This is a genomic window from Synechococcus sp. M16CYN (assembly GCF_040371545.1).
In the GTDB taxonomy this organism is placed as follows: Bacteria; Cyanobacteriota; Cyanobacteriia; order PCC-6307; family Cyanobiaceae; genus Parasynechococcus.
Map to the genome: position 1 here is coordinate 1791754 of NZ_AP029048.1, position 25356 is coordinate 1817109.

A 25356-nucleotide genomic window follows, 5' to 3' on the forward strand; every position below is an offset into this window, starting at 1 on the left:
TTTACTCAAGACGCATCTTCAGGGATTAACGTTGTCATCCTTCATTGAGCGGGGGTGACGGCTGTACCACCACTCCTGTAATTCGCTAACAAAACGCACAGAAAATAGAGTGAGTACGGTTGTTGTGGGACGAGACCCGGGCTGCAACAGCTCTACCGAATATGACGGGCAACGGCGGGCCGCTATATCAGGTACGAAGCGTCGACCCACCCGTCGCCAACTAGGCTCCTTGCTGCGCCAAGCCAGACGGCAGCAAGGCCAAGGTAATTCCTCTCGGTCAAACAATTGGCAACAAGGACCGATTACCCGAAAGCTGTATTGACCGCCAGGACTAGTGTGGATACTACCGAAGGCCAATAGATCATGAACATCTGAATGGCTCACAACAGCTGAAAGAGAGGAGCTCTAGTCATGCAAAATGGCTAAGCGACAAAAAACCACCCCCGAAGAGGTGGTTGGACCCAACGTTTACTGAACGAAGAGAAGGCTCAATAAAGCTCTTCCTCGGAATGGGTCTTAATAGTGCAGTCAGAAGTGGGGTAAGCCACGCAAGTCAATACGAAGCCAGCCTCTATCTGATCATCGTCCAGAAAGCTCTGGTCGGATTGGTCGACAGTGCCAGCCGTAATTTTGCCGGCGCAAGTGGAGCAAGCGCCAGCGCGACAGGAGTAGGGCAGGTCAATGCCCTGCTCTTCAGCAGCGTCGAGGATGTACTGGTCATCAGGCACTTCGATGGTCTTATCAAGACCTTCGTTCTCGCTGACCAGGGTGACCTTATAGGAAGCCATGAAGTGGTGAATGCGTACAGGTCTCCGGTAATCCGGTCCTGCAGAACAGCACTTATCTACTGCAAATAAAGGCAAAATTAGAGGGTTTCAGCCCCTGGGAGGGGCAGGAACAATCGGAGCGGTAGCTCCGATAAGTTTGACTTATATTATTGGCTCATTTGGGTTGGGTCTACGGCAGGTCCCAGCTGCCTTGCGCTGCTTTCTAGATTATTGCTATCTTAACTTTGCAATGACCTCTATTAAACTGAGTACCTGATTTACTAAGCGATCCATCTCCGCTGAGTGGAGGTCACCTATACCGATGAAAGTGACCAGACTCTCAAAACCAAGATCAAGGGGTCAATCACTGGCGTCAAGAAGTTTCAGAACAACTCATTTGGCTTGTCACCGTTAACACGCTCTGAAAAAATCCCAAGGTGAACTGAAAGCACTTTTCTGGGAGATCTTAAACAACCATTATTAGCCGTGGCTAGTACCGCCAAACTTTTGTATTGGCAATTAGGACCGCTTTAGATCTGGGTTTAAATAAGATACCAGAAATCCCGCTCCCACGACTCGAATCAGCTGCCGACGTTGCTGGCCGTAGAGCAATTTTCAACATTTCTAAGATAAAGTCAAGTGGTAGGATTGTTTGCTGACGCCAAAGGCGGCTTTCGGATCTCAGCTAACAATCAATCCTGTCAATATGCTTTGAAGGGTATATCAATCTACGCCAAAAGAATCACTAACAACTTCTCTTAGACCAGACTGTGAGCTAACGGTACTACCTCTATCTTAGACTTCAATCCTCATCAAGAAACCTGATTTGGTACGATCGAGGTGGGAGGATACTTCGCTAGAAATTGAAGACTCGAGACCCGCCGGCCAGCAGATCATTCTATTTTGCCTAGAATTAATTACTATGGCAAGACAGCTAGAATGACAATACCTTTTAATTTAGATATTTCCTTGGTTAGCTATGTCGCGAAGCTAGCCAAATACATGCACCACCCAACTTCTAAACCAGTAACTTTTCTGGTTTGGAGGAATAAACCTATTAGTGGATGCAACCAAATCATCAAAGAGTGACCGGACGCGACTCCTTAATGCCATCGATTGTGGTAATTGTCTGAAGCAATTCAGCAGGAATTGGGTCATCGACGCTAAGCACCATCACAGCGTCGCCGCGAACAATCTTACGTCCTACTTGCATGGAGGCAATATTTACGTTGTGTTCACCCAACATCGAACCCAAATGGCCAATGATTCCAGGCATATCCCGGTGACGAGTAAATAGCATGTGTCTGCTTGGAGACACATTGACAGGAAACTCATCGATGCTTGTGATCCGTAATTCGTCGTCAGCAAAAACAGCCCCCTTTACACAGCGATTGCCTTGATCCCCGCGCGTGGTGATCTGCAGCGATCCGCCGGCGAAATCGCGGCTGGTCTCGTCCTTTACCTCCAAGACCTGAATACCACGAGCCTTCGCCTCCAACGATGCATTTACAAAATTAATACTGTCGCCAAGAGCCGCACTGAGAAGCCCCTTCAATGCAGCGATCACGAGTGGCTGAGACGGGTGACTAGCAAACTCACCTTGTAGGCGTAGCTCCATCTCTTGAACATAGCCACCTGCCAACTGGCTCACCAACAAACCTACGGTTTCGGCTAGTTGCAAATGCGGTTTAAGTCGTTCCATAATTTCAGCGCTAAGGCTAGGGATATTCACAGCACTACGAGCAGGCAACCCGAGCAATACGTCTCTCATCTGTTCTGCTACGTCAATGGCCACATTTTCTTGGGCTTCCTCTGTGGACGCTCCCAGGTGAGGCGTTAGCACGAGCCCTCGTTCGACAGCACGCAATGGGGAATTCTCCGCCAAAGGCTCATTGGCATACACGTCGAGGCCAGCACCGGCGATAATGCCGTTATCGATCGCTTCGGAGATGGCGGCTTCATCCACCACACCACCACGAGCGCAGTTCACAATGCGAGCCGTAGGCTTCATAGTTCGCAGTAGTTCGGTATTCACTAAATTTTCTGTGTCCTTTGTGCGTGGAATGTGAAGCGTCACGTAATCCGCAATGCGGAAGAGCGCATCAAGTTCGGTAAGCCTCACCTGCATCTGCTTGGCACGATCAGCAGCAATGAATGGGTCGTAAGCGATTAAATTCATTCCCATAGCCTGGGCCACCTTGGCTACATGAGAACCGATTTTGCCCAGACCAACAACTCCAAGAGTTTTTTTATAGAGCTCATTGCCGACATATTTTTTACGCTCCCACTTTCCTGCACGCATCCCGGCATGAGCCTGGGGCACATGACGAGACAGAGACAGCATCATCGCAAGGGTATGCTCTGCTGCAGCAATCGTGTTCCCCTCTGGTGAGTTGACCACGAGCACGCCACGCTGCGTCGCAGCGAATACATCAATGTTGTCGACACCAACACCAGCTCGACCAATGATTTTGAGCCTATTTGCCGCAGCAATCACTGTGGCGGTTACTTGTGTACCAGAACGAATCATCAAACCGTCGTAATCACCGATGATTCTCACTAGCTCCTCTTCCGTTAAAATCATGCGCTGATCGACTTGCGCTACCTGGTTAAGGATGTCAAGGCCGGCCTGATCAATCGGATCGGAAACCAGAACTTTTGTCATAAATGGGCACAGAATTGCCTAATTAAAACTGTAGGGATTGACATCCACTGCCTTATTTAAGATCAAGGGGTGGGGTTCAGAATTTAGATCAACTAAATGTGAGCAAATGCCTGTCTGCGTGCTGGTAGTGTCCGACCAAACTGCTGTGGAGGAATTAAACCAGCAGCTCAGGGAGACCAAAGTCCCCCTAACACAGTGCCTAGCTATTTCACCCGAAGGAAATACCATAGATCGCGTTAAGATGCTGAGTCCCAACCTCACTCGCCAGCTTCGGCAAAAGGTGATGGCACGCTGGCTAATGCCGTTTGGGTTCCTTGCAGGAGTCACCTTTACTCAGATCACGAACCTCACGACCTTTGCCAGTTTCGGCCCATGGGGTGAGATATTGATCAGCGGCTTGCTGGGGATGGGCTCAGGACTGATGGGCAGCTATGCCGCTGCTGCTAGTGTGAATTTTGATGATGACAACAGCGTACGCATCTTGCGCAATCGGCTTGAGGAAGGACGTTGGCTTGTGCTTTTGGAAACGCCCGACAGCATTGAATTGCCTTGGCAGGTAATACGACGCAGCCGACCACAACAGGTAATCCGTCTTAACGTTCTATGAACAGCTACTTTCGTAGGCGCAAAAATCCCAAGGTTCTCAGAAGTCTGGTTGGTTTGGCTAACAGAGCGTTGCGTGCTTAATGGCTTGTTTCTAAAGCCCTTTCTTTAGCATTTGCTTTCAAGAAGAGACGCTGAACCATAATTAAACGGACAAACCCAGTGGATTTGCTTGGCATCGCGACGAGATTGCCTGAGTGCTTCAATGATGTCAGCTTCTCTGTCTACCTACGCGAACGCAGTCTCCTGGCACCGATCACACCCCGTCCGTCGACTCAAGGGATTTTCTCTTTGACTCTCCTGGCTTAGCCCTAAAAGCCTTGGGTTAAGCTGTGCAGAATCAGGGTCCAAGGGCTGACTCGGACTTCAGTTGAGGGTTCTTAAGTCTATAACAATTGCAACGGATATAAACTTATGTGTTGAGAGGCTGTGCCGAAACGCTCAATTAACAACCTGGTTTCGCGCACGGCACTGCTGTTTATTGCGATGTTGTTCCGATAAATCAGCCGCGCTCACTGGTTCAGCGCATACTCCACACGCTTCAAACCCTGGAAAAGTCCCTTCGAACCTATGCGATGCCTTCGGCCAAACATACTTCGGATTCTTAAGAATCAGGACCGAGAGCTGACCGTTGGAGGTTGTCCTCTAGTCTCGGGATCGTGAATGCGTGGGAGTACTTTGCAATGTTTCTGATCAAAAACGACGGCTGACACATCAGGTTGGCATTTCAGTTTGCCTGCTATTGTTCACTCGAGCCGGATAGGGGTCTGGGGTCGGTCGACTGAGGGCGGTTAGCTCAGGGGTAGAGCACTACATTGACATTGTAGGAGTCACTGGTTCAAATCCAGTATCGCCCACTTTCCGCCGAGGAACTCTCTCAGTGGCATTCACAGTCGTCGTTGGACTCGGCAAGTCAGGCATCGGTGCAGCCCGACTAATGCACAATCAGGGTCAATCTGTTGCTGTGATTGAACAAGAAGACGGTCCTGAACACCGACTATGTGCCAATCAACTTCAAAAACAGGGTATTCAAGTTGAGCTGGGCTGCCCGCTTGAAATCAGCAGTTTTGTACCTTGGCGTAACTCCCTGAGCGCAGTAGTGGTTGGGCCTGGCATTCCATGGGATCACCCAACTTTGACTGCCCTTAGAAGGGGTGGAATTCAGGTACGCGGCGAGATAGATTTGGCTTGGTCAGCCCTTAACACTATCCCCTGGGTGGGAATCACTGGTACAAATGGTAAAACAACAGTGACTCATCTACTAAGCCACATTTTGCAGAGGGCTGGAATTAAGGCGCCCATGGGAGGAAATATGGGAGTATCCGCAGCAGAGATAGCACTGGAGATTACCACAGAGCGCAAATCTAAGCCCGACTGGCTTATAATGGAGCTTAGCAGCTATCAGATCGAATCCGCCCCAACGCTAGCTCCACAAATCGGCATCTGGACCAACCTAACTCCGGACCATTTAGAAAGACATAGAACTTTAGAAGCCTACGGATCAATTAAGCGCGGCTTGCTCGAGCGATCGGGTTTAGCCATTTTTAATGGTGATGATCCATATCTCCGTTCTTATCGCAAATTTCCAGGATCAGGTCTTTGGATCAGTAGCGAGGAGCCGCACTCCGAATTAGATCCCGTTGATTTTTGGATTGATGCAGAGGGAACGGTTCATATGCGAGACATAGGTGCGATGTTCACCGCCGACGTTCTGGCAATGCCAGGTGTACACAATCGTCAAAATCTTCTCCTAGCGACTGCTGCTGCCATAAAAATTGGCCTCAACCCTGCTGAAATCGCATTAGGCCTCAAGAGTTTCCCTGGCTTACCCCACAGACTTGAACAACTAGGATTATTGGCGACTGCATCTGTGTTCAACGATAGCAAAGCTACAAATTACGATGCGGCATCCGTGGGGCTCAAAGCCATAAGTGGGCCTGTTGTGGTACTGGCGGGAGGACAGATCAAGCGCGGCGATGCCGGTTGCTGGTTAGCGCAACTAAAGTCAAAAGCCTGCTCGGTGATTCTGTACGGGGCGGGAGCTGGGGAGCTGGAAGTTCTCATACGCTACTCTGGTTACATCGGGGATTTACATCGGTGTAGTGACCTCAATGAAGCTGTCCCCATTTCGGTACAAGCCACGATTAATCACAATGCGGCCAGCCTGCTCCTATCGCCGGCCTGCGCTAGCCTGGATCAGTATAAAGATTTCGAAGCCAGAGGTAATCATTTCCGGCGGTTGATACAGCCTTATCTTTTGGCCAGCTGAGTCGAATCAAATGCATTTATATTCAAGAGAGAAATCCAAACTGGGGTCACAGCGAGTCTAATTCGGAAGAATCCCGCGGTTTCCTGACATAACGAGCAACTATCAGGTTCGCAACCTTAAATGCGTGCTACGTATCTATCTCAATAATTCGGCATTTTCGTCGTCCCGGTGATGACGTTAGCCCTGCTTATCCAGCCCCGAGCTGGCACACTCCCATGGCGCCGCGTTGGGTTGACAGTCTCAAACCTAACTCTAATCAATACGGGGAGTGCCACATAACGTTTTCATCGCTGCAACGACTGCTACAGCCACGGGAGCCGGCCAGAACCCTTCTGCGCCCCGTCCCTGGCGCGGCGTTAGAACAAGCGCAAGACTCCAGCTCTGGCAATCACCAGCCAGACAACCCCACCATTCTCCACGCTCAAGCTCAAGCTCGATCGACTCCTCAACCATAAGTTGGTCCTTCAACGCGCAATACTGTGTCTCCAGAGTCGACACGAGACCGACTAAATCTCGCCACTCGAACTCTGTTAATTCAAAGGCCCAATTTTCACCACCCACAAGGACGGTGAATTGACCTCGTGAAGGTTCCCAAGCCAAACGCCATCCAAGACCTTCCCGCAGAATCACGGTGAATCATCAGCCAGGTAGAAGATCGGGTTGATCCTGCTCATCGCTTAGTTCAACGATGGCACGCTTTATCGGTTTTACGCTGGACTCGTCGAGCAGTCCGTCAAAGTCGTCGAAGCGCCGTTGCTTTGCCCGAAAAGCAATACGCACGGTTGTGAGGTATCGATTGCTTGATTGTCGAATCAAACTTTCCCCGCGCTTAGCCAAATCGTTCGAATCAATTCTTGCTGAAATCACAAGCTGATCAGAGATAGTGGGTCAGCTTAGTCGGCCGTCTCAAGTGATCTAGACTGTTAAAAGAAGAAACAGTTTCTTAAGTCGAGGTAGAAGCGGGAAACGCTGACTCGCTAAATATCTACAACGTTGTTTGGTGCCTTATCTTTAGAGCCGCTAGAAGTGAACGCGGGTAAAACAGTAGGATCGTTTCGTTAGTCCCCTCAGGATAAAGAGTGATTTAAAGTATTTGATCTTGACGTCGCCCTATTTGCGAATGCACACGACAGCGATGACAAAGGTTCTGCAACTGACCCTATCTCTAGGTTTCCCTGCAAAACGAAAAAAAATCGCTTACCAGGACGGTTTCTATCTAGTACTGGATCCAGACTAATTTCAGGTTAACCTAGCTGTGCTTTTGTCGCGGTCTGAAAAATAAGCCGTGTAAGCCGTGGGAGAGAAAGAGCTTCGACATCCCTCCGAACGTGGTGGCACTCTAGCCATTGACTTGGGAAGCACCACCACAGTGGTTGCCTTTCAATCGCCCGGGGATCCAACAGTTCAGTTGCTGGATCTTCCTCCAATCGGACATCGTCCCGGAGAGATCCCCAGTTTAGTTTGGGACAGCCACGAGCAGCCCTTGATCGGATGTCAGGTCCTTGAAGCAGGGCTTCATGACACCGACGATCCGAGATTGCACCGAGACTTTAAGCTACATATCGGCAACCGGAATACCCCAAAGCACGACCGGGCCTCTTGGGCCGGAGAACAGCTTTTACAGCAAGTCTGGCAGCGTCTACCCGCCAATCTCAACATTGAGCGCCTCGTTCTTTCTGCTCCGGTCAAAAGCTATCGCGCTTACCGAAGCTGGCTAGTCAAAGCGAGCGAGACTCTTCCCGTTAAAGAGGTTGCCCTTGTTGATGAACCAACGGCCGCTGCCTTGGGAGCAGGACTACCTCCAGGCTCACGCATCTTAGTGGTGGATTTTGGCGGCAGCACCATTGATCTAGCACTTGTTGCCCTGGAAGGCGGAGAGGGCAAGGCCGCTCCTGTAGCACAGCTTCTACGTCTCGGAGGAAAGAATCTGGGCGAAGGCAGTGGCCAAAGACTCCGTACCGCCAAAGTGCTTGGGAAGGCTGGGATGCGTCTTGGTGGTCGCGATATAGATCGTTGGATTGTTAATTCATGCTGCCCAAATCAGCCGATAACAATGACGCTTCTCAATTCAGCAGAACGGCTGAAGTGCCGTCTCAGCAACATCGCAATCTCAGATAGAGAGGAATTGCTGGAGCTAGCGATAAATGGGCAACAACACAGCCTCCGCCTCTCTCGCCGAGCACTCGATCGACTGCTCGACCATCACGGTTTTAATGTTGCTTTATCAAAGCTAATGGAAGCCACTCTTGCCGGAGGACGACGCCACAATTGCCATCTGGGGGATCTTGAAGGCATCGTAGTCGTCGGAGGTGGAGCACGATTGCCATGGCTACGACGCTGGCTTATTGAAAACACTGCGCCAGCTCCTCTTCTAATGCCCCCTCCGGTGGAGGCTGTCGCTCTTGGTGCACTTAAGCTGACCCCGGGCGTTGCTATCCGAGATGTTTTGAGAAATGGCGTGTCTTTGCGGACATGGGACCAACGCAGCAATAGACATCGGTGGCATCCCCTCTTTGTCGCCGGTCAGTCATGGCCAACCTCCAACTCTTTAGATCTCGTGCTGGCGGCCAGTCGACCAGGCCAGGATAATATTGAACTTGTTCTTGCGGAGCCATTACCTCAAGAGATACATAGCGTTGTTTTCGTCAACGGGCTGCCATGTCTGCGGGAGAATGAAGCTGGAAAAGGCAGACATCAACTGTGGCCGGGTGATCCCCTCGTACTACCGCTATCTCCACCTGGAAAAACCGGAGAAGACTGCCTTCATCTGCGATGGGCAATTGATGCCAAAGCTCAACTTCAATTAAGCGTGCGCGATCTGCGTTCTAATGAACAATATCCAACCATGCTCTTGGGCACGGTTCGATAAAGTGTTTATTTAAAACTACTGAGTATCTATCGCAACTTTCTATAAAACAATCCCATCCCTTCTCAACACATTTCTTTGGTGGCGCAACCCCACTTAATTCGACTTTGGGTTGTAGTCACCCTTGGCTCGGTGCTTACCATTTCGGCTGGTGCATTCTGTTGGGAAAAGCAGTTGCCAAATCGTCTACGGGAAGCTGTAGAAAGGCAAAACTACGGGGAGTGTGTCCGCGCCAGTGAACAGCTTGCGGCTTTGCAATGGCTCAAACAAGGAGTCGCGGCTGAACAGGCACTTTGCCGACAACGCTATGCAAAGCACTTATGGGCCAAAGGGGCAAGCGCTGAAGCACTAAATCTCCAAAAAAAGCTCATAGCCTCTGAACAAGGCGACACGGTGAAAAACCGAGCCGCACTAGATCGATGGCAGCTTACTCTCCAAGAGCGCGCCGTTACTTTTTTCTGGCAAGGTGAGCTTACGAAAGCTCTTCGGCTACTAAGTTTGCAGAACTTGCAGCGCAGTCAAAACATTCAAAATCTAAGGGATACCTTTCAGGAAATTTGGAACCGCAACCTCTCAGAAAAGGAACGCCTTGTACGCCTGGTGAAGCAAAAGCGATGGTGGGAGGCCTTAGACAGCCTCAACCGTTTAGACCACCCTTGGTGGCAATTGGAAGCCGTTAACGAACGTGCGCTTATCAACGCTGCTCTTCAGAGTTTAGAGAACATTCAGGAACATAATCAGCACGCCGTAGCTCACCCCAACCTAGTTTCGGCGCAAGAATTAGAACTTGCGGTTCAGCGTTGGTTGTCACGTGGAATGGAACCTTGGGAGGCCTTTCAGGCTGGCTGTAATAGTCTGAAGGGTCAGGTTGAAGAGGACGGACCAGAAAGCTTTTGCCGACGCTCAGACACGAGCCCCATGACAAAATAGGCCCAGGTTGGTTTTCATGAAATGCAAACGGGTGACAAGGTGCTGGTCAATACATCTGTCGTTGTGTTCAATCACCCCGAGCATCGCGGCGAAGCTTTCGATATGCAGGGGCAAAATGGAGAAGTAGTTAAGGTCCTAAATGATTGGAAAGGTCGAACGATCAGCCCCACGCTGCCAGTCATAGTGGCTTTCGGGCGTTACAAGGCCCATTTCCACGCCGAGGAACTCACGTCGTCCGGCTGAATTGTTTCAAAAACACCCCCTCTTCCTCGTCAACGTCCCGCAAACGCAGCTCAATCGTTTCACTGCGCTTAGATAGGATCCTTCTTCCGCAAAAGTCGGGTTGAATAGGCAGCTCGCGATGACCGCGATCCACCATCACGAGCAGCATCACTCTTTGCGCCCGCCCCCAGGCCTGTAAAGCCTCAAGCGCGGCGCGAGCTGTACGGCCGGTAAAAATTACATCGTCCACCAACAGCACCTGTCGGTTTTCTACGTTACAAGGGAGGGTCGTGGTTTGAACCAGGCGTGTTCCGATGCGATCGAGATCATCGCGGTGGAAAGTCGGGTCAATCGCTCCTTGGGCAATATGATGACCGCTAAGCCGTTCTAGCTCACGAGTAAGCACACGAGACAACTGCACGCCGCGAGTAGGAATTCCAAGCAGCATCAAACTACGACTGTCCTCCACTTGCTCCAATACCTGCGTTGCCAGACTTACCAAGGTTTTTGCAAGCTCCCGATCAGAGAGAATTTCGATCCTGTCTTGGTCGGACATAGGGAGTTCGATGTGGTGGTCCGGTAAAAAAAAGAGCTTGGTGGCAGATAGAGGGTTAAGTTGTTCTCACAGGAGTCCTTAAGAACCGACGATCGCTGGTGAACGTGGGCAAAAGCACTTTCAACGGTTCATTTCATACCGGATCGGTTGCTCCGGTAGTTCTCACGATTCTTGATGGCTGGGGACATCGAGACGAAGAAGAGAACAACGCCATACGCCAGAGCGAAACTCCTGTCATGGAGGCCCTTTGGCATGCCTATCCCCATACTTTGATCCAGGCGAGTGGGTCGCATGTGGGTCTGCCGGATCAGCAAATGGGGAATTCGGAAGTCGGACACCTCACAATCGGTGCTGGACGCATTATTCGTCAGGAGCTTGTTCGCATTAGCGACACAGTGCGGAGAAAACAACTCCAAAACACTCCAGAACTTCGGGCTTTTGTCGAACGCATCAGGTCGGGAAATGGAACTTTGCACCTTCTAGGCCTTTGTTCCAACGGTGGCGTACACAGCCACGTTGAACATCTTTGCGGTTTGATCAATTGGGCTGAGGACGTTGGAATCAGGAATCTTGCGATTCATGTGATTACAGACGGGCGAGATACACCCACCCAGAGCGCACTCAGATTCATTAGCACTATCCAAGACACAATTAAGAGTGCTGGTGTCGGTGCCATAGTCAGTCTTTGCGGTCGCTATTGGGCAATGGATCGTGATCAACGTTGGGAACGCACGGAAAAGGCCTACAGGCTCTATACAGATCCCGCTGTCGATGTGGATCAACAAAGCCCAGAGCAAATTCTGACCGCTAGTTACGAATCGGGGGTCACCGATGAATTTTTGGAACCGGTGCGCCTTCGGAACATCGTAATGAAGGATGAGGATGCTTTACTTATGTTTAACTTTCGACCAGATCGAACACGACAGATCATTCAAGCTCTGTGTCTGGAGAATTTTAGTGGGTTCAGTCGCGACGAAACTCCAAAATTGGATATCGTTACCTTCACTCAGGTGGAACAAGGACTACCAGTGTCAGTAGCCTTTCCTCCCGAACCGCTAGACCACCTCTTAGGACAGATTGTTGCTGAAGCAGGATTGAAGCAGTATCGGACAGCGGAAACAGAGAAGTATCCACACGTCACCTATTTCATGAATGGTGGTATCGAAAAGCCATTATTCGGAGAGGAACGCCATCTTGTCGCATCTCCCAGAGTCGCTACCTACGATCTTTCACCGGCTATGTCGGCTGATCAGCTCACGGACAGCTGCATAAGGGCTATAGAAACAAGAGAATACTCTTTGATTGTAATCAATTACGCTAACCCTGACATGGTAGGACACACTGGAGTGATGGATGCAGCTAAAGAGGCTATTCAAACCGTTGACCGATGTGTTGGTCGTCTATTAAATGCTATAGGTCAGCAAGGAGGAACGGCATTAATCACTGCCGATCACGGTAATGCTGAGTTAATGAAAGGAGAAGACGGTCAAGCCTGGACTGCCCATACCACTAACCCTGTACCGGTAATTCTTGTGGAGGGTGAACAACGTAAAATTCCAGGACACGGAAATGCCATCACCTTGCGCAACAACGGAGGGCTAGCCGATATTGCTCCAACTTTACTCCAGATACTCGACCTTCCAAAGCCCGATGCAATGACAGGCAACAGCCTAATTATACCAACGTCCAGCATCGAAAATAATCCAACATCAACCTGTCTCCCTCAAGTAGTATGACGGTTCTCAATCTAATCCTTTCCTGGACATGGATTAGCAGCGGTGTATTGCTCATCGTATTAGTCCTTCTTCATAGCCCCAAAGGGGATGGCATGGGGGGCCTATCTGCCAGTGGAAGTTCGATGTTCAGCAGTACAAGCAGCATTGAAGCTACTCTCGATCGCCTAACTTGGATTTGTCTGACCATATTTCTGGGTTTAGCCATCGTCCTGAGTACTAACTAAATATAGGTCTGCAACAAAAATAAAAAAATTAAGATCGTTACAATTTGAACATCTTTAAACAAAGCTTATAGTTAAATAAGTCATCTCAACTTAATGAAAAGAAAATATTTTATCCATGTTGGACACGGAAAAACTGGGACAACAGCAATTCAGTCGTCATTAGCTCTTGCTAGCAATCAGCTCAAAGAGCTCGGGGTACTTTATCCGATCGAGGAGGAAGCTAGGCAAAAGGCATCATTACTTGAAATTACATCTGGTAACTGCGATCCTAAAACCGGTCATGATTTAAGACAAACAATCAAACAATTAGAACATAAACTTCATAAAAATACAAGGTATAAAAAAGTAATTCTCAGCTCCGAAAATTTGTTCTTTTTTCTTGATGATTTTATCGATCACTACGAAGAAATCTCTGACTTAATAGAAGTAGAAATAATATTAGCTGTTCGCGAAATAGAAGAAATGCTTTCATCAGAGTATCAACAATTAGTCAAACGTCATGGAGAGTATAGAAGTTTTAATACATTTGTTAAAGTAATAAGACAGTATATCTCATCTCATCATAAACTTGCAGCAGAACTAATTCGAAAGTTAGATACTAAAAAAATAAAAATAAATTTAATAAACTATTCATATGAGCGCAATTTAATTGCTCAAAAAATATTTAAGTCTATTGGTATCATTGACGTATATCCCAAAAAAAGCGTTCATGATATGAAGATAAATAGAAGTCTTAGCAAGAGAGAACTAGAAATTATTATTATAATTAATACCCTTTTTCATAGTTATATACCTGAAATTGGAAGGTATATAACTGATAAATTAATTAAACAATATCCACAAGAGAAAGTACATCAATGTGCACTTAGTCAAGATAACTCTAAATATGTTTTTCAAATTAATCAGCCATTCTTAATAATCATAAATCGATTGCTTCCGGATGGTCAAAAGCTGCAGACTAACGCATCAAAGAATTTAAACTCTTGTCAAGATATTAGACCGGAAAATTCAGATTATATTAGTGATGAAATTGTTAACCTTATAACAAAAATAACATATGATACAATTATTGACTCTAAAAAAAATTTTGAAACATTATCTAATAAAGCTATCGATCAAATTATCTTAGCCAGTAAGAATAATAAACTTCCTATTGCCTTTAAAGTTGAGCTTCTTAAGCTAGCGATTAAATATCGATCAGACAGACCTCAATTAGTGGGACTATTAAATGAAGAAAATAATAAAACTTTTAAAGAAAAAAATAATTATTAAAAGTTAAGATCTTTCAATATTAATTGTGTTATTCAGGTCTAAAATAAGTAAGGTGTGGAGTTATTATTTTACTCATTTTTTAATAAAAAGAGTTTAACACATAACACAAACAATATCAACAAAATAGCTTTTAATATGGTAAATTTTTACAGATCTGTAATATTACCTCTTCAGATGACTTATTAGAAGATATTAATACACTAAATAATGCTAGATTATGTTATTTAATACTTGACGATAATCAGCGTAATTATTCCATATTTTTAATCTCATATATAGAGATATTTATTATTAATTACTAAGCAATTGTTCTAATGCTACTAAAAGATTACTTGTTTTATACACTACCTTGAAGATTATTTCTAATCAAAACAATTTATTACTAAGCAATAAATTTTTTTGTTCTAAAAAGTTTGAATTCAATTTTTATTTGAAGATTTTACGAATTATAATATCCAAATTGTATAATAATAAAATTACCTTATAACTTTATCTATTTAGTAACTCAATAAAAATAGACAATTATCATAATCTTTAGTCCATTTGAGCAGACTAATTTGTCTAATTTTAACATAAGATTAAATAAATTAATTCTTAAAAAAATAACTTTGAAGTATAAGAATAACTCGATTAGCAATTAAAATATTAAACTAATTGAATAAATTACGTTTATTTCAAATAAAAAGCCAAGAATTTTATTTCTGGTAATTAGTTATGTTAGATGGTCTAAGCAATTCAAAAAATTAATATTGATACTTTGTAGACATAAACTTTTCTAAACTCTCATTTGGTTATTTCGAATCCCTGTAAGCAGAAATTTTAACAATAAAAAAAGCGCTCCTCGAAGGAGCGCTCATAAACCGGTTTTCTAAGCACTTAGCACAAGTACCCTAACTTAATAGTCGAAATCGCCACCACCCATACCACCTCCAGCAGGAGCGGCATCTTTCTTTTCAGGAAGGTCAGCTACGATACACTCCGTGGTTAAAACCATGCCGGCGATGGAAGCAGCATTCTGAATGCCAGAGCGGGTCACTTTGGCTGGATCAACAATGCCAGCTGTTAACATGTCAATGTAATCACCGTTAGCGGCATTGTAGCCTTCATTGTTGGACCGCGATTTAACGTTTTCAGCGACAACAGCCCCATTAGCACCGGCATTTTCAGCAATGCGCATTAGCGGAGCTGTAAGAGCAGCTGAGACGATGCCAGCGCCAATTAACTCTTCGCCAGATAGGCTTTCGTTGGCCCACGTTTCGAGGGCGGGTGCAAGGTGAGCCAAGGTGGTTCCGCCACCAGGAACAATACCTTCCTCTACTGCAGCTTTAGTAGCATTAATTGCATCTTCGAGACGAAGCTTTTTATCTTTCATCTCGGTTTCCGTGGCCGCACCCACCTTTACGACCGCAACACCACCAGCTAATTTGGCCAAGCGCTCCTGCAGCTTCTCCTTGTCGTAGGTGGAGTCGGTTTCATCCATCTGTTTCTTGATCTGTTCACAGCGCGCACTTACAGCCGTCTCGTTACCTTCGGAGACGATAGTAGTAGTATCTTTATTAATTGTGACACGACGAGCCGTACCCATCATCTCCAGCTTGGCTTTGTCTAGTTTTAGGCCGGCATCCTCGGTGATTAGTTGACCATTCGTGAGTACAGCCATGTCTTCAAGCATGGCCTTACGGCGATCACCAAAACCAGGCGCCTTTACTGCGGCTACGTTAAGCACGCCACGCAAACGGTTGACCACCAGGGTCGCTAACGCTTCTTTCTCGATGTCCTCAGCAATAATTAACAGTGGCTTGCCCGTGCGGGCCACCTGCTCTAGCACAGGAACGAGATCCTGAACCAACCCAATCTTCTTATCAGTTAGCAGAATGTAGGGTTCGTCAAGAACCGCTTCCATGCGCTCAGTGTCAGTAGCGAAGTAAGGGGAGATGTAGCCTTTATCAAAACGCATACCCTCGGTCACTTCAAGTTCAGTCTCCATAGACTTCCCTTCTTCAAGAGAAATCACCCCCTCCTTGCCGACTTTATCCATCGCATCGGCAATCATTTTACCGACTTCCTCATCGTTACCGGCAGATATAGTTCCTACTTGAGCAATAGCATTGCTATCAGCAATTGGCTTGGACATATCCTTAATTTTGCCAACAAGGAAATCAGAGGCCTTGTCGATTCCCTTTTTAAGAGTGATCGCATTGGCTCCGGCAGCAACGTTGCGCAGACCGGCTTTCACCATGGCATGAGCTAAAACTGTGGCCGTCGTTGTGCCATCGCCAGCAGCATCGTTTGTTTTAGAAGCAGCCTGACGAATCAGAGCAACACCCGTATTCTCAATATGGTCTTCAAGCTCAATTTCTTTGGCGATGGTAACACCATCATTGATAATCTGAGGTGAACCGAATTTCTTCTCGAGTACTACGTTGCGACCTTTAGGGCCAAGAGTGACGGCAACTGATTCGGCAAGGATATCTATACCTTTTTCGAGAGCGCGGCGTGCATTCTCGTTGTAAATGATGCGTTTAGCCATGAAAAACCTGTCCTAAGTAAATGGTGTTTACAAAAACCGCTGACGGCTATTAACCTCAGCATGCGTTGAGTAAGAGATTCTAGTTGACAATCGCAAGGATGTCCTTTTCAGATAGAAGCACGTATTCGTCACTACCGAGCTTGATATCGGTACCGGCATACTTGCTGTAGAGCACTTTGTCGCCTACACCGACCTCGGGAGCCTGGCGGCTACCGTCTTCATTAGGCTTACCGGGGCCAATTTGGACGACCTCACCGACTTGAGGCTTCTCCTTTGCGGTGTCCGGTAAGAGGATACCACCAGCAGTTTTTTCTTCTGATTCAGACACCTTGACGAAAACACGATCGCCAAGCGGCTTAACAGTGGAGACACTGAGGGAAACAGCAGCCATAAGTTGTTGCAAAAGCAGGGACCAAGGCGCCGAGCGCCACGCATCGACACGAGCTGGCGTTCAAGGCTGACTCAACGCCAACGTATGCAATCACCCCTCTCAAGCACCATATCGAGACGGTGCGGTTGACCGAACAGACGCGATATGGTGGATGGTTGGCTCAGCGGTGGTATGGTTTTGGCCGCTTTGATATGGGCCCGAGCGCGCTGCGCCTGATCCTGCACCTTTACTCAACCTATGATCACTTCTGCTCCTGCATCGGCTGGCATCAAAGGCGTGATCCGCCAAGTGATTGGACCGGTTCTGGATGTAGAGTTCCCCGCCGGCAAGTTGCCCAAGATTTACAATGCACTCCGTGTAAAAGCAAAAAACACGAGCGGTCAAGAGATAGCTCTTACCGCCGAGGTGCAACAGCTACTTGGTGATCATCGCGTCCGCGCTGTAGCTATGAGCGGTACCGATGGACTGGTTCGCGGCATGGAGGCTGTCGATACCGGGGCACCAATCTCAGTGCCTGTCGGTGAAGCCACCTTGGGTCGCATCTTTAATGTACTCGGTGAACCCGTCGACGAGCAAGGACCTGTTAACGCTCAAGCAACAGCGCCGATTCACCGTGAGGCTCCTAGGCTCATCGAGCTAGAGACCAAACCAAAGGTATTTGAAACTGGCATCAAGGTGATTGACCTGCTGGCTCCCTATCGACAAGGTGGCAAGGTTGGCTTATTCGGTGGAGCTGGTGTTGGCAAAACCGTGTTGATCCAAGAGCTTATTAACAATATCGCCAAAGAGCACGGTGGTGTGTCCGTTTTCGGTGGTGTCGGTGAGCGCACGCGCGAGGGCAACGATCTTTATGAGGAATTCAAAGAATCTGGAGTGATCAACGCTGATAACCTCTTGAAGTCCAAGGTGGCTCTTTGCTACGGCCAGATGAATGAGCCCCCCGGTGCCCGTATGCGGGTGGGCCTTTCAGCCCTCACCATGGCCGAGCATTTCCGTGATGTAAACAAGCAAGATGTTCTACTGTTTGTTGATAACATCTTCCGTTTTGTTCAAGCTGGTTCTGAAGTTTCAGCTCTCTTAGGCCGCATGCCATCAGCTGTGGGTTATCAGCCCACTCTTGGCACTGACGTCGGGGCGCTACAAGAACGTGTTGCTTCCACGGTTGAAGGTTCAATCACCTCAATTCAGGCTGTTTACGTCCCTGCTGATGATCTCACTGACCCAGCTCCTGCAACCACTTTTGCTCACCTTGATGCCACTACAGTTTTGAATCGCGCTCTGGCTTCCAAGGGCATTTATCCCGCCGTTGACCCTTTGGATTCCACCAGCACGATGCTACAGCCCGCCGTTGTCGGCGACGACCATTACAAAACGGCTCGTGCTGTACAGGCAACCCTACAGCGTTATAAAGAACTCCAGGACATTATTGCCATTCTTGGTCTCGACGAACTGTCAGAAGATGATCGTCAGACCGTTGATCGTGCTCGCAAGATTGAGAAATTTCTCTCTCAACCTTTCTTTGTGGCCGAGATATTCACTGGTATGTCTGGTAAATATGTAAAATTAGAGGAAACTATCAGCGGTTTCAATCAAATTCTCTCTGGTGAACTCGATGAACTTCCCGAACAAGCCTTTTATCTTGTGGGAAACATAGAAGAGGTGAAGGCCAAGGCTCAGAAAATGACCTCTGAATCCAAGTAGCATAATAATTAGTTATTCAGAAGTGTTTCATTTTCCCCATATTTCAGTACGTTTAGGTCGCTCTCTTTCCTTAGCAAATCTTACGAACCAAGGTTCATGTCCCTAATTCTTCGCGTATTGACCCCTGATCAAAACCTATTTGATGGTAGTGCTGATGAGGTAATTTTGCCCAGCACCACAGGTCAGCTCGGCATACTGAGCGGTCATATTTCTATGCTCACTGCCGTTGATGTGGGTGTGTTGCGCGTCCGAGCCAATGGTTCTTGGAGTTCTATCGCATTGATGGGTGGTTTCGCTGAAGTGGATTCAGATGAAGTAACTGTTTTAGTCAATAAAGCTCAACTAGGTAGTTGTATTGACAGCAGTGCTGCCGAAAGCGAATTCCAAAAGGCTTCGGCAATCCTTGTGGAAATGGAAGGAAAACCTGCATCTCCTGAAAAGTTGAAAGCGCAGCAACAAATGAATGAAGCACGCGCCCGCATGCAAGCGAGCAAATAAATTATTCAGTATGGTTTGGTTTAGCTGCTAAGTGAAAACAAAGCGACCTTCGCGTATCGCCAACCACCTAAATTTAGCTTTACACCTAATCATGAGAAAACTATTTGTCTCCTCATAGCTGCCGACCATCTATTAACTAGCCTAATACCTATTGATGGTAGAATCAGGCAGTGCCGCAAAATGTGACCTCGGGGAACTTCAGCTTGGCTTCATCAAGACTTTTGCCTTTGCCTTCCTCTTGCCAGTAGTTGATTACTTCAGTGGCTTGATTGAGCATTTCTACACGCTCGTTGTCTGTGATCCAACTCTTCCCTTCGAGCTCTGTCTTGAGCATCTCCCAGGCGTCCTCACGGGGCCAAAAAAAGTAAGCAGTGAGAGGACTGGGGCCGCCGCCAACAATTTGATCTACAGAGATAGCGAGATTATCGGGTAGCCAAAGAATTTTTAATAAAAAACGACCTTCATCAGCTTTAGGGGTATATCCAGAGGGTACACCGTCGGCATCAATTGTAGCCGAAGCAAGAGCAGCGGCAGCGGCACCGCGGAACCCCCCCCGACGTTCCTCATCTTCTACCGGTGTTAAAGCTACAGGCCTCTCGGTGGATTCAGCTGCCTGAATCGTATCTTCAGCTATGCCGACGGCCGAATTGGCGACCTCTTGGTCGGCGGTGGCAGCGCTTTCGCTAGCTGTCATAGAATCAGCGCTCAAGGCAAAAACACAGAAGGCTAGTCTAACAGCCGTTGCATACAACCTAGATCCTGAGCTCACCCTCTATTCTTTTATTTGATATAGACGGCGTCATCCGTGACGTGGCCGGCAGCTACCGCAGAGCACTCCAAGAGACCGTAGCGCACTTCAGCGGATGGCGGCCCTCGTTGACCGACATCGACAAACTCAAGGGGGAAGGGATGTGGAACAATGACTGGGACGCCAGCCTCGAGTTTTTACGGCGACGTGGAGCAATATTACCGAAGCGAAATGACCTGATCAAGATATTCAGTGGTTTTTACTTTGGTGGTGACCCTGAGGGTGATCCAAACCACTGGATGGGCTTTATTCATGATGAACCGTTGCTTGTAGATCAGGGTTTTTTCACAACCTTGACAGTGCGAGGATGGCGATGGGGCTTCGTGAGTGGTGCTGAGTCTCCCTCCGCTCGATACGTGCTCCATCAACGCCTCGGACTCATCGATCCCCCTCTAATCGCTATGGGCGACGCGCCTGACAAACCAGACCCGACAGGCTTGATCCGCTTAGCAGATCGACTCATAGCAGGAGGTTCTCCCCAACTCATCGCCTACATCGGCGACACTGTGGCTGATGTAAAAACGGTCATGAATGCCCGCAGGCTTAGGCCAGAGCACACCTGGCAAAGCTTTGCAGTCAATCCTCCCCACGTGAGGGATACGGCGACCTACCAACAAAAGCTACGCGATGCGGGGGCCGATCAAGTCTTAACTCATACCTTTGACCTTTTAAATCTTTTCTAACGCTCCATCGCCACTATGCTTTTCTCGGCGGCCTGGGACAGCACCTCGTGACCATGTTCCGTAACAGCGACATCGTCTTCGATTCGAATACCGATTCCTTTCCAGCACTCCTCAATCTCGGGTTGGCCCTCTGGTACAGCCAGTCGGTCGCTAACGTAGAGCCCTGGTTCTACTGTGAGAACAACTCCGGTTTCTAATTCAACAGGTCGCTCGCCAAGTCGATAAGCGCCCACATCGTGTACATCCAACCCCAACCAGTGCCCGGTGCGATGCATATAAAGATGGCGGTAGTCGCCACGCTCAATTATCCCATCGGGGTCACCTTCGAGAAGACCTAAGTCTACGAGACCCTCGACTAGAACACGCAAAGCGGTGGCATGTACCTTCTCTGCCGTTTCGCCAGGACGCACTGCCTGAATCGCAGCCTCCTGAGCTGCTAAAACTAAACTGTAGAGCTCCTTCTGCTCGGCACTGAAACGTCCATTAATCGGAAAAGTACGCGTGATATCACCATTGTAATAGTCTGCCACGGAACAACCGGCATCAATTAACAGTAGATCACCATCCTGTAGTAGTGCCGTATTAGCAGTGTAGTGAAGAACGCAAGCGTTGTCGCCGCCTGCAACGATAGAAGTGTAGGCTGGACCCCGCGTGCCACTGGCGCGAAAGTGCGCTTCAATCACGGCCTGCACCTCTGACTCTTTCATTCCTGGTTTGGTTATCTGCCGTGCCAACTCATGTGCTTCCGCAGAGATCAAGCAGGCTTCGCGCAGACGCTCCAACTCATGCGGCTCTTTTCGCAACCGTAGACTATGTAGGATCGGCGTGGGAGCGACCAAGCCAAGTGCTGCTATGCCAGTGTGTGAGTAGGTATCAAGCTGACGACCCCACACTGAGAGAACCAGGGGCTCTATTTTAGGATGGCGACCGATCCGAAAGGCGATAGCTTCGGCCCCTTGTAGATAACTTGTTAGCCTTTTTTCAGTAAGTTGATCTAGGGGATGGGCTATATCGGCACCATAGTGCTTCACTGCTCCCTCAGTTCCCCAGCGAAACCCTGTCCAGACCTCAGCCGCTGGATCCTTTGGCTGAACGAATAGGACAAAGCGTTCTCCCTTGGGACGGTGGGGCAGCAACAATGCTACTGCGCCAGGCTCATCGAAACCGGTGAGATAGAAAAAATCACTGTCCTGGCGAAACGGCCACTCACAGTCAGCATGGTGCATAGTGAGTTCCGAAGCGGGAATTATGGCCGCCGCCACCCCTAGTTGCTCGAGAAAACGCTCACGCCGGAGCGCATAGATGTCGAGATTGAACACAGTCAACACTGTTGAAGCTCAAGCTGATCAGGATGGCAGTTAATGGGGCCGAATTGGCCATGACAGATACGGATGCGTTGAGCGTTGATAAGCAATGAGCTCTGATTTACTCGTGCTGCTCGTGCTTGTGTTGGTTGTGCTGCTTGGCTCTGCCCTTTGTTCGGGTGTTGAGGCTGCATTGTTAACAGTGAACCCGATTCGCGTGCAGGAGCTAGCAGTACGCAATCGCCCGGTGGCCGGTGCTCGCCGTTTAGCCAAGTTACGCAAATACCTCGGCAGAACACTATCGGCATTGGTCATTGCCAACAACGGATTCAATATCTTCGGCAGCCTGATGCTCGGTGGTTATGCAGCTTGGATGTTCGAGCAGCGAGGAGTCAATAGTGCCGCATTGCCATTGTTCTCTATTGGTCTTACCATTCTTGTGATTTTGCTTGGCGAGATTCTTCCTAAGGCCTTGGGGAGCCGTCTGGCTTTACCGGTAGCCATAGCCAGTGCACCGTTACTTCATTGGCTCGGGATTTTGTTACGTCCTTTGGTTTTGTTGCTGGAAAGGATCTTACCGGCCATAACCGCCGAAGCAGAGATCAGCACAAACGAAGATGAAATTCGTCTATTAGCGCGCCTCGGCTCTCAAAAAGGTGAAATAGAAGCCGATGAAGCAGCCATGATTAGCAAGGTGTTTCAACTGAATGATCTCACAGCACGGGATTTAATGACACCACGAGTAGCAGCGCCAACATTAGATGGCAGCTTGAGCATTGAGGCTCAAAAAACTCAACTAATGGAGAACAACTCTTCAAGGTGGGTGGTGCTAGGGGATCAGGTGGACAAGGTTTTGGGCGTGGCTAGTAGAGAACACTTACTTACAGCATTGCTGAAAAACCGTGGTCACTTAACACCCGTTGATCTTTGTGAACCAGTGGATTACGTACCTGAGATGATCCGAGCCGATCGTTTACTCGCTGGTTTTCGCAAAGACAGTAACGGTGTACGCGTCGTAGTTGATGAATTCGGCGGATTTGTTGGAGTTATCGGTGCAGAAGCTGTTTTGGCAGTTTTGGCGGGCTGGTGGCGGAAACCCGCTTAAAGTGAGGCGGGCAAATTACTAGCGCTCACTATGCACGCGTATCTGGCCTTTGCCAAAAATATAGGCATCCCTCAGAATCAATATCTTTAAATGTATACGATTATTAAAACCATCAACGAAACAGATCAATGCATAAAAGAGCTAACGGTCGCCTTTCCTTGATTAAGACTGCTAATGCGCTTGAAACTAAGAAAATTAAAAATCATTATTGTGGTTTAAATTTACACACAGCTAAAATTCTAGCTATCATTTTTAACTTGAAACTGATCGAATAAAGTCGATCAAAATTATCACTTTTTAAGTGGATAACTCTTAGTTGATAAAACTTTAAATATAATTAATTGCATGGTGAAACTGATATAAGTGTAGTTACACTAATAAAAGTTAGAGATAGGTTTTAGTCGGATAATAACCAATATCAAAACAATTTTAAATATTATATATTAGTATGCTTAGACAATACTAGACATATTATTTTTTGTTTTTTAATCTAATGAGTTACTAGATAAATAATTTTTTGCTTTCCTCAATTTTTTCTCGTATTTTAAATATAAAAATAAAAGAAATAAGCTATCCAATTAATGATTCGCTATCATTTCTTATTTTTCAGATACTTTTGCAAGATTTAAATCACATCGGTTTCGAAATCATCGTTTAATTGTACTTGGATGAATCGCAATTAATAACCTCTAGCAACCTTTCACTTAGGCCAAGAAATTGCTCTTTTATTTATTCACGATTGCTTTCTTTCATATCTGTTTAATCATTAAGTAAATGAACTAGGGTTAATTTGATAGCGCCAATTATTTCAACTTATAATATTTTAACGCAGACCAGACGATTAATTGCACTCATCACTACCCAGTAGTGATGAGTGCAAAACCGAAAGCACAACAATTCAGCAAAATACCAAGAAACATGCCAACTCCAACCATCCCAACCCCATGCATGCCACCCCCAACTGCAGAACGTTGCCGTGAATTATTAAACCAGTGGCGCCATCGCCTGTGCCTCTCACAACGAGAGAAAGGGCTTCTAGGAGGAGAATTGATTCTGTTAGACCAACAGCTGCAACGCTTTCAACAACACAAACTGCGAATTGCTGTATTTGGACGCGTCGGTGTAGGAAAATCCAGTCTGATTAATGCCCTTATCGGTCAGCAATTGTTGTCCACCGACGTAGTTCATGGTAGCACGCGTCACCAACACGGTGTGGTTTGGCCTATCTCCATCACTGATCTCCAACAGGTCGAACTGGTAGATACGCCGGGCATCGATGAAATCGATGATACAAGCAGGGCGCTATTAGCAACCAAGGTGGCCATGGAATCTGACTTGGTGCTGCTTGTTATAGATAGCGATCTCACCCGCACAGATCGAGACATCCTCGATACATTGCTAACGAACGGCAAGCCGGTACATGTGGTTCTGAACCGGAGTGACCGATGGTCCGAGGGCGAGTTATTGGATCTCTTGAATAGCATTCGATCTCATCTGCCTGGTAACCTTCCCTTTACTGCTATCGCAGCAGCTCCACGTGAACCAAGGCTTCAGCACGATGGCCGCGTCCGCAGCGAAATTAGTCCTGCACGTATTCGCGCCCTTGAACAACGCCTACTAAGCCAGCTAAATAGCGAAGGAATGCTGTTACTGGCCCTTCAGAGCTTGCGACAAGCCGACAGATTCCAGTGTTCTTGCCAAAGGCTGCGGCTGCGACAGCACCGACGCAATGCTCAAAACCTAATTGGCCGCTACGCCGCGGCCAAAGCGACAGGAGTAGCTATTAACCCTTTCCTAGCACTCGATTTTGCAGGAGGAATAGCCTGCGACACGGCTTTGTTGATGCAGCTCGGTCGCCTCTACGGTATCCCCTTAACGCCCAGTGCAGCACGACAGCTGCTTACTAAGCTCTCTAGAAACAACTTGCTTTTAGGGGGTGTCCAGATTGCGTTGGGCGCACTTAAACAGCTGTTGCTACTGTTAATACCGATCAGCGGTGGTAGCAGTCTGGCGCCTACAGCACCTGTGGCTCTTCTCCAGGCTGCGCTAGCAGTGCATGCGAGCCGTCGCACAGGTCAGTTGATGGCGAAAAAATTATTAAGACCATCGGGCGGCCAACCTGGAGCCCTGCTCAAACGATTAGCCCAGCGGGATCCTGTAGTGCGTCACTGGCTTAGTCGCTGGCCTTTGCAGATGAACCAAGACCTGCATTCACTTCTCCCTTAG

The 25356-nt window shown here is 47.8% G+C and carries 26 protein-coding genes and 1 tRNA gene; 16 read left to right on the plus strand and 11 right to left on the minus strand.

Features of this window, described 5'->3' with window-relative positions:
* Nucleotides 1–18: 18 nt before the first annotated feature.
* The 3 genes from ABWV55_RS08555 to serA form a co-directional block, all read right to left on the minus strand.
* Nucleotides 19–384: a hypothetical protein gene (locus tag ABWV55_RS08555; protein WP_353291639.1), complete on the minus strand. Its 366-nt coding sequence runs from the start codon at nt 382–384 to the stop codon at nt 19–21.
* A gap of 104 nt (nt 385–488) precedes the next feature.
* Nucleotides 489–788 carry a ferredoxin gene (locus tag ABWV55_RS08560; RefSeq protein ID WP_353291640.1) on the minus strand — a complete coding sequence of 100 codons (300 nt, stop codon included), beginning with the start codon at nt 786–788 and terminating at the stop codon, nt 489–491.
* Between the two features lie 1057 nt (nt 789–1845).
* Nucleotides 1846–3432 carry a phosphoglycerate dehydrogenase gene (serA, locus tag ABWV55_RS08565; RefSeq protein ID WP_353291641.1) on the minus strand — a complete coding sequence of 529 codons (1587 nt, stop codon included), beginning with the start codon at nt 3430–3432 and terminating at the stop codon, nt 1846–1848.
* Between the two features lie 106 nt (nt 3433–3538).
* Between serA and ABWV55_RS08570 the strand changes: the two genes are divergently transcribed.
* The 4 genes from ABWV55_RS08570 to murD all read left to right on the plus strand — a co-directional run bounded on the left by ABWV55_RS08570 (nt 3539) and on the right by murD (nt 6304).
* Nucleotides 3539–4039, plus strand: coding sequence for a hypothetical protein (locus ABWV55_RS08570; RefSeq protein ID WP_353291642.1), 501 nt, complete (start codon nt 3539–3541; stop codon nt 4037–4039).
* A 158-nt stretch (nt 4040–4197) separates the two neighbouring features.
* The gene (locus ABWV55_RS08575; RefSeq protein ID WP_353291643.1) at nt 4198–4344 is read left to right on the plus strand and encodes a hypothetical protein; all 147 of its coding nucleotides are present in this window, start codon (nt 4198–4200) and stop codon (nt 4342–4344) included.
* A gap of 476 nt (nt 4345–4820) precedes the next feature.
* A tRNA-Val gene (locus ABWV55_RS08580) sits at nt 4821–4892 on the plus strand.
* Nucleotides 4893–4915: 23 nt separating this feature from the next.
* Nucleotides 4916–6304, plus strand: a complete 1389-nt coding sequence (gene murD, locus ABWV55_RS08585) for a UDP-N-acetylmuramoyl-L-alanine--D-glutamate ligase (RefSeq protein ID WP_353291644.1) — start codon at nt 4916–4918, stop codon at nt 6302–6304.
* 252 nt (nt 6305–6556) lie between these two features.
* On the opposite strand, the gene ABWV55_RS08590 is transcribed toward murD, so the two are convergent.
* Both ABWV55_RS08590 and ABWV55_RS08595 read right to left on the minus strand, forming a co-directional pair.
* On the minus strand, nt 6557–6934 hold the full coding sequence (locus ABWV55_RS08590; RefSeq protein ID WP_353291645.1) for a DUF1818 family protein: 378 nt from the start codon (nt 6932–6934) through the stop codon (nt 6557–6559).
* Between the two features lie 9 nt (nt 6935–6943).
* Complete coding sequence (locus tag ABWV55_RS08595; RefSeq protein ID WP_353291646.1) at nt 6944–7171, minus strand: DNA-directed RNA polymerase subunit omega; 228 nt, start codon at nt 7169–7171, stop codon at nt 6944–6946.
* Nucleotides 7172–7403: 232 nt separating this feature from the next.
* On the opposite strand from ABWV55_RS08595, the gene ABWV55_RS08600 reads away from it, so the two are divergent.
* From ABWV55_RS08600 to ABWV55_RS08615, 4 genes are all read left to right on the plus strand, one after another.
* Nucleotides 7404–7541: a hypothetical protein gene (locus ABWV55_RS08600; protein ID WP_353291647.1), complete on the plus strand. Its 138-nt coding sequence runs from the start codon at nt 7404–7406 to the stop codon at nt 7539–7541.
* Nucleotides 7542–7598: 57 nt separating this feature from the next.
* Nucleotides 7599–9173 carry an Hsp70 family protein gene (locus tag ABWV55_RS08605; protein ID WP_353291648.1) on the plus strand — a complete coding sequence of 525 codons (1575 nt, stop codon included), beginning with the start codon at nt 7599–7601 and terminating at the stop codon, nt 9171–9173.
* A 78-nt stretch (nt 9174–9251) separates the two neighbouring features.
* Nucleotides 9252–10100, plus strand: coding sequence for a hypothetical protein (locus tag ABWV55_RS08610; protein WP_353291649.1), 849 nt, complete (start codon nt 9252–9254; stop codon nt 10098–10100).
* 21 nt (nt 10101–10121) lie between these two features.
* Nucleotides 10122–10343, plus strand: coding sequence for a ferredoxin-thioredoxin reductase variable chain (locus ABWV55_RS08615; protein ID WP_353291650.1), 222 nt, complete (start codon nt 10122–10124; stop codon nt 10341–10343).
* Here the strand turns inward: ABWV55_RS08615 and pyrR are convergent.
* Nucleotides 10327–10878 (minus strand): bifunctional pyr operon transcriptional regulator/uracil phosphoribosyltransferase PyrR, encoded by a 552-nt coding sequence (gene pyrR / locus ABWV55_RS08620; protein ID WP_353291651.1) that lies wholly within the window; start codon nt 10876–10878, stop codon nt 10327–10329. The genes ABWV55_RS08615 and pyrR overlap by 17 nt on opposite strands.
* A gap of 98 nt (nt 10879–10976) precedes the next feature.
* Here pyrR and gpmI point away from each other — a divergent pair, with 98 nt between their 5' ends.
* From gpmI to ABWV55_RS08635, 3 genes are all read left to right on the plus strand, one after another.
* Nucleotides 10977–12614, plus strand: coding sequence for a 2,3-bisphosphoglycerate-independent phosphoglycerate mutase (gene gpmI / locus ABWV55_RS08625; RefSeq protein WP_353291652.1), 1638 nt, complete (start codon nt 10977–10979; stop codon nt 12612–12614).
* Nucleotides 12611–12838 carry a preprotein translocase subunit SecG gene (secG, locus tag ABWV55_RS08630; RefSeq protein WP_353291653.1) on the plus strand — a complete coding sequence of 76 codons (228 nt, stop codon included), beginning with the start codon at nt 12611–12613 and terminating at the stop codon, nt 12836–12838. The genes gpmI and secG overlap by 4 nt, the downstream gene beginning before the upstream one ends.
* Nucleotides 12839–12931: 93 nt before the next feature.
* Nucleotides 12932–14110: a hypothetical protein gene (locus ABWV55_RS08635; RefSeq protein ID WP_353291654.1), complete on the plus strand. Its 1179-nt coding sequence runs from the start codon at nt 12932–12934 to the stop codon at nt 14108–14110.
* A gap of 895 nt (nt 14111–15005) precedes the next feature.
* Here ABWV55_RS08635 and groL read toward each other — a convergent pair.
* From groL to ABWV55_RS08650, 3 genes are all read right to left on the minus strand, one after another.
* Complete coding sequence (gene groL / locus ABWV55_RS08640) at nt 15006–16640, minus strand: chaperonin GroEL (RefSeq protein ID WP_353291655.1); 1635 nt, start codon at nt 16638–16640, stop codon at nt 15006–15008.
* A 79-nt stretch (nt 16641–16719) separates the two neighbouring features.
* Complete coding sequence (gene groES / locus ABWV55_RS08645) at nt 16720–17031, minus strand: co-chaperone GroES (protein WP_353291656.1); 312 nt, start codon at nt 17029–17031, stop codon at nt 16720–16722.
* A gap of 71 nt (nt 17032–17102) precedes the next feature.
* Entirely contained in the window at nt 17103–17255 is a 153-nt protein-coding gene (locus tag ABWV55_RS08650) for a hypothetical protein (protein ID WP_353291657.1), read from the minus strand.
* Between the two features lie 13 nt (nt 17256–17268).
* Here ABWV55_RS08650 and atpD point away from each other — a divergent pair, with 13 nt between their 5' ends.
* Complete coding sequence (atpD, locus tag ABWV55_RS08655; RefSeq protein ID WP_353291658.1) at nt 17269–18732, plus strand: F0F1 ATP synthase subunit beta; 1464 nt, start codon at nt 17269–17271, stop codon at nt 18730–18732.
* A 96-nt stretch (nt 18733–18828) separates the two neighbouring features.
* Complete coding sequence (atpC, locus tag ABWV55_RS08660) at nt 18829–19230, plus strand: ATP synthase F1 subunit epsilon (protein WP_353291659.1); 402 nt, start codon at nt 18829–18831, stop codon at nt 19228–19230.
* A gap of 163 nt (nt 19231–19393) precedes the next feature.
* Here the strand turns inward: atpC and ABWV55_RS08665 are convergent, their stop codons facing one another.
* The gene (locus ABWV55_RS08665; protein ID WP_353292720.1) at nt 19394–19924 is read right to left on the minus strand and encodes a 30S ribosomal protein PSRP-3; all 531 of its coding nucleotides are present in this window, start codon (nt 19922–19924) and stop codon (nt 19394–19396) included.
* Between the two features lie 116 nt (nt 19925–20040).
* Between ABWV55_RS08665 and ABWV55_RS08670 the strand changes: the two genes are divergently transcribed.
* Nucleotides 20041–20721, plus strand: a complete 681-nt coding sequence (locus ABWV55_RS08670) for an HAD family hydrolase (protein ID WP_353291660.1) — start codon at nt 20041–20043, stop codon at nt 20719–20721.
* Here the strand turns inward: ABWV55_RS08670 and ABWV55_RS08675 are convergent.
* The gene (locus tag ABWV55_RS08675) at nt 20718–22046 is read right to left on the minus strand and encodes an aminopeptidase P N-terminal domain-containing protein (protein WP_353291661.1); all 1329 of its coding nucleotides are present in this window, start codon (nt 22044–22046) and stop codon (nt 20718–20720) included. The two genes, ABWV55_RS08670 and ABWV55_RS08675, sit on opposite strands and share 4 nt — an antisense overlap.
* Nucleotides 22047–22134: 88 nt before the next feature.
* On the opposite strand from ABWV55_RS08675, the gene ABWV55_RS08680 reads away from it, so the two are divergent.
* Together ABWV55_RS08680 and ABWV55_RS08685 are read left to right on the plus strand one after the other, a co-directional pair.
* On the plus strand, nt 22135–23130 hold the full coding sequence (locus ABWV55_RS08680) for a CNNM domain-containing protein (RefSeq protein WP_353291662.1): 996 nt from the start codon (nt 22135–22137) through the stop codon (nt 23128–23130).
* A 948-nt stretch (nt 23131–24078) separates the two neighbouring features.
* Nucleotides 24079–25356 (plus strand): GTP-binding protein, encoded by a 1278-nt coding sequence (locus tag ABWV55_RS08685; protein ID WP_353291663.1) that lies wholly within the window; start codon nt 24079–24081, stop codon nt 25354–25356.

Excerpts from the sequence above, each read along its gene's own strand:
- ABWV55_RS08560 (WP_353291640.1), bottom strand. The coding sequence starts at position 788 with ATGGCTTCCTATAAGGTCACCCTGGTCAGCGAGAACGAAGGTCTTGAT.
- serA (WP_353291641.1), bottom strand. The coding sequence starts at position 3,432 with ATGACAAAAGTTCTGGTTTCCGATCCGATTGATCAGGCCGGCCTTGAC.
- ABWV55_RS08570 (WP_353291642.1), top strand. The coding sequence starts at position 3,539 with ATGCCTGTCTGCGTGCTGGTAGTGTCCGACCAAACTGCTGTGGAGGAA.
- ABWV55_RS08615 (WP_353291650.1), top strand. The coding sequence starts at position 10,122 with ATGCAAACGGGTGACAAGGTGCTGGTCAATACATCTGTCGTTGTGTTC.
- pyrR (WP_353291651.1), bottom strand. The coding sequence starts at position 10,878 with ATGTCCGACCAAGACAGGATCGAAATTCTCTCTGATCGGGAGCTTGCA.
- secG (WP_353291653.1), top strand. The coding sequence starts at position 12,611 with ATGACGGTTCTCAATCTAATCCTTTCCTGGACATGGATTAGCAGCGGT.
- ABWV55_RS08635 (WP_353291654.1), top strand. The coding sequence starts at position 12,932 with ATGAAAAGAAAATATTTTATCCATGTTGGACACGGAAAAACTGGGACA.
- groL (WP_353291655.1), bottom strand. The coding sequence starts at position 16,640 with ATGGCTAAACGCATCATTTACAACGAGAATGCACGCCGCGCTCTCGAA.
- groES (WP_353291656.1), bottom strand. The coding sequence starts at position 17,031 with ATGGCTGCTGTTTCCCTCAGTGTCTCCACTGTTAAGCCGCTTGGCGAT.
- atpD (WP_353291658.1), top strand. The coding sequence starts at position 17,269 with ATGATCACTTCTGCTCCTGCATCGGCTGGCATCAAAGGCGTGATCCGC.
- atpC (WP_353291659.1), top strand. The coding sequence starts at position 18,829 with ATGTCCCTAATTCTTCGCGTATTGACCCCTGATCAAAACCTATTTGAT.
- ABWV55_RS08665 (WP_353292720.1), bottom strand. The coding sequence starts at position 19,924 with ATGACAGCTAGCGAAAGCGCTGCCACCGCCGACCAAGAGGTCGCCAAT.
- ABWV55_RS08680 (WP_353291662.1), top strand. The coding sequence starts at position 22,135 with ATGAGCTCTGATTTACTCGTGCTGCTCGTGCTTGTGTTGGTTGTGCTG.
- ABWV55_RS08685 (WP_353291663.1), top strand. The coding sequence starts at position 24,079 with ATGCCACCCCCAACTGCAGAACGTTGCCGTGAATTATTAAACCAGTGG.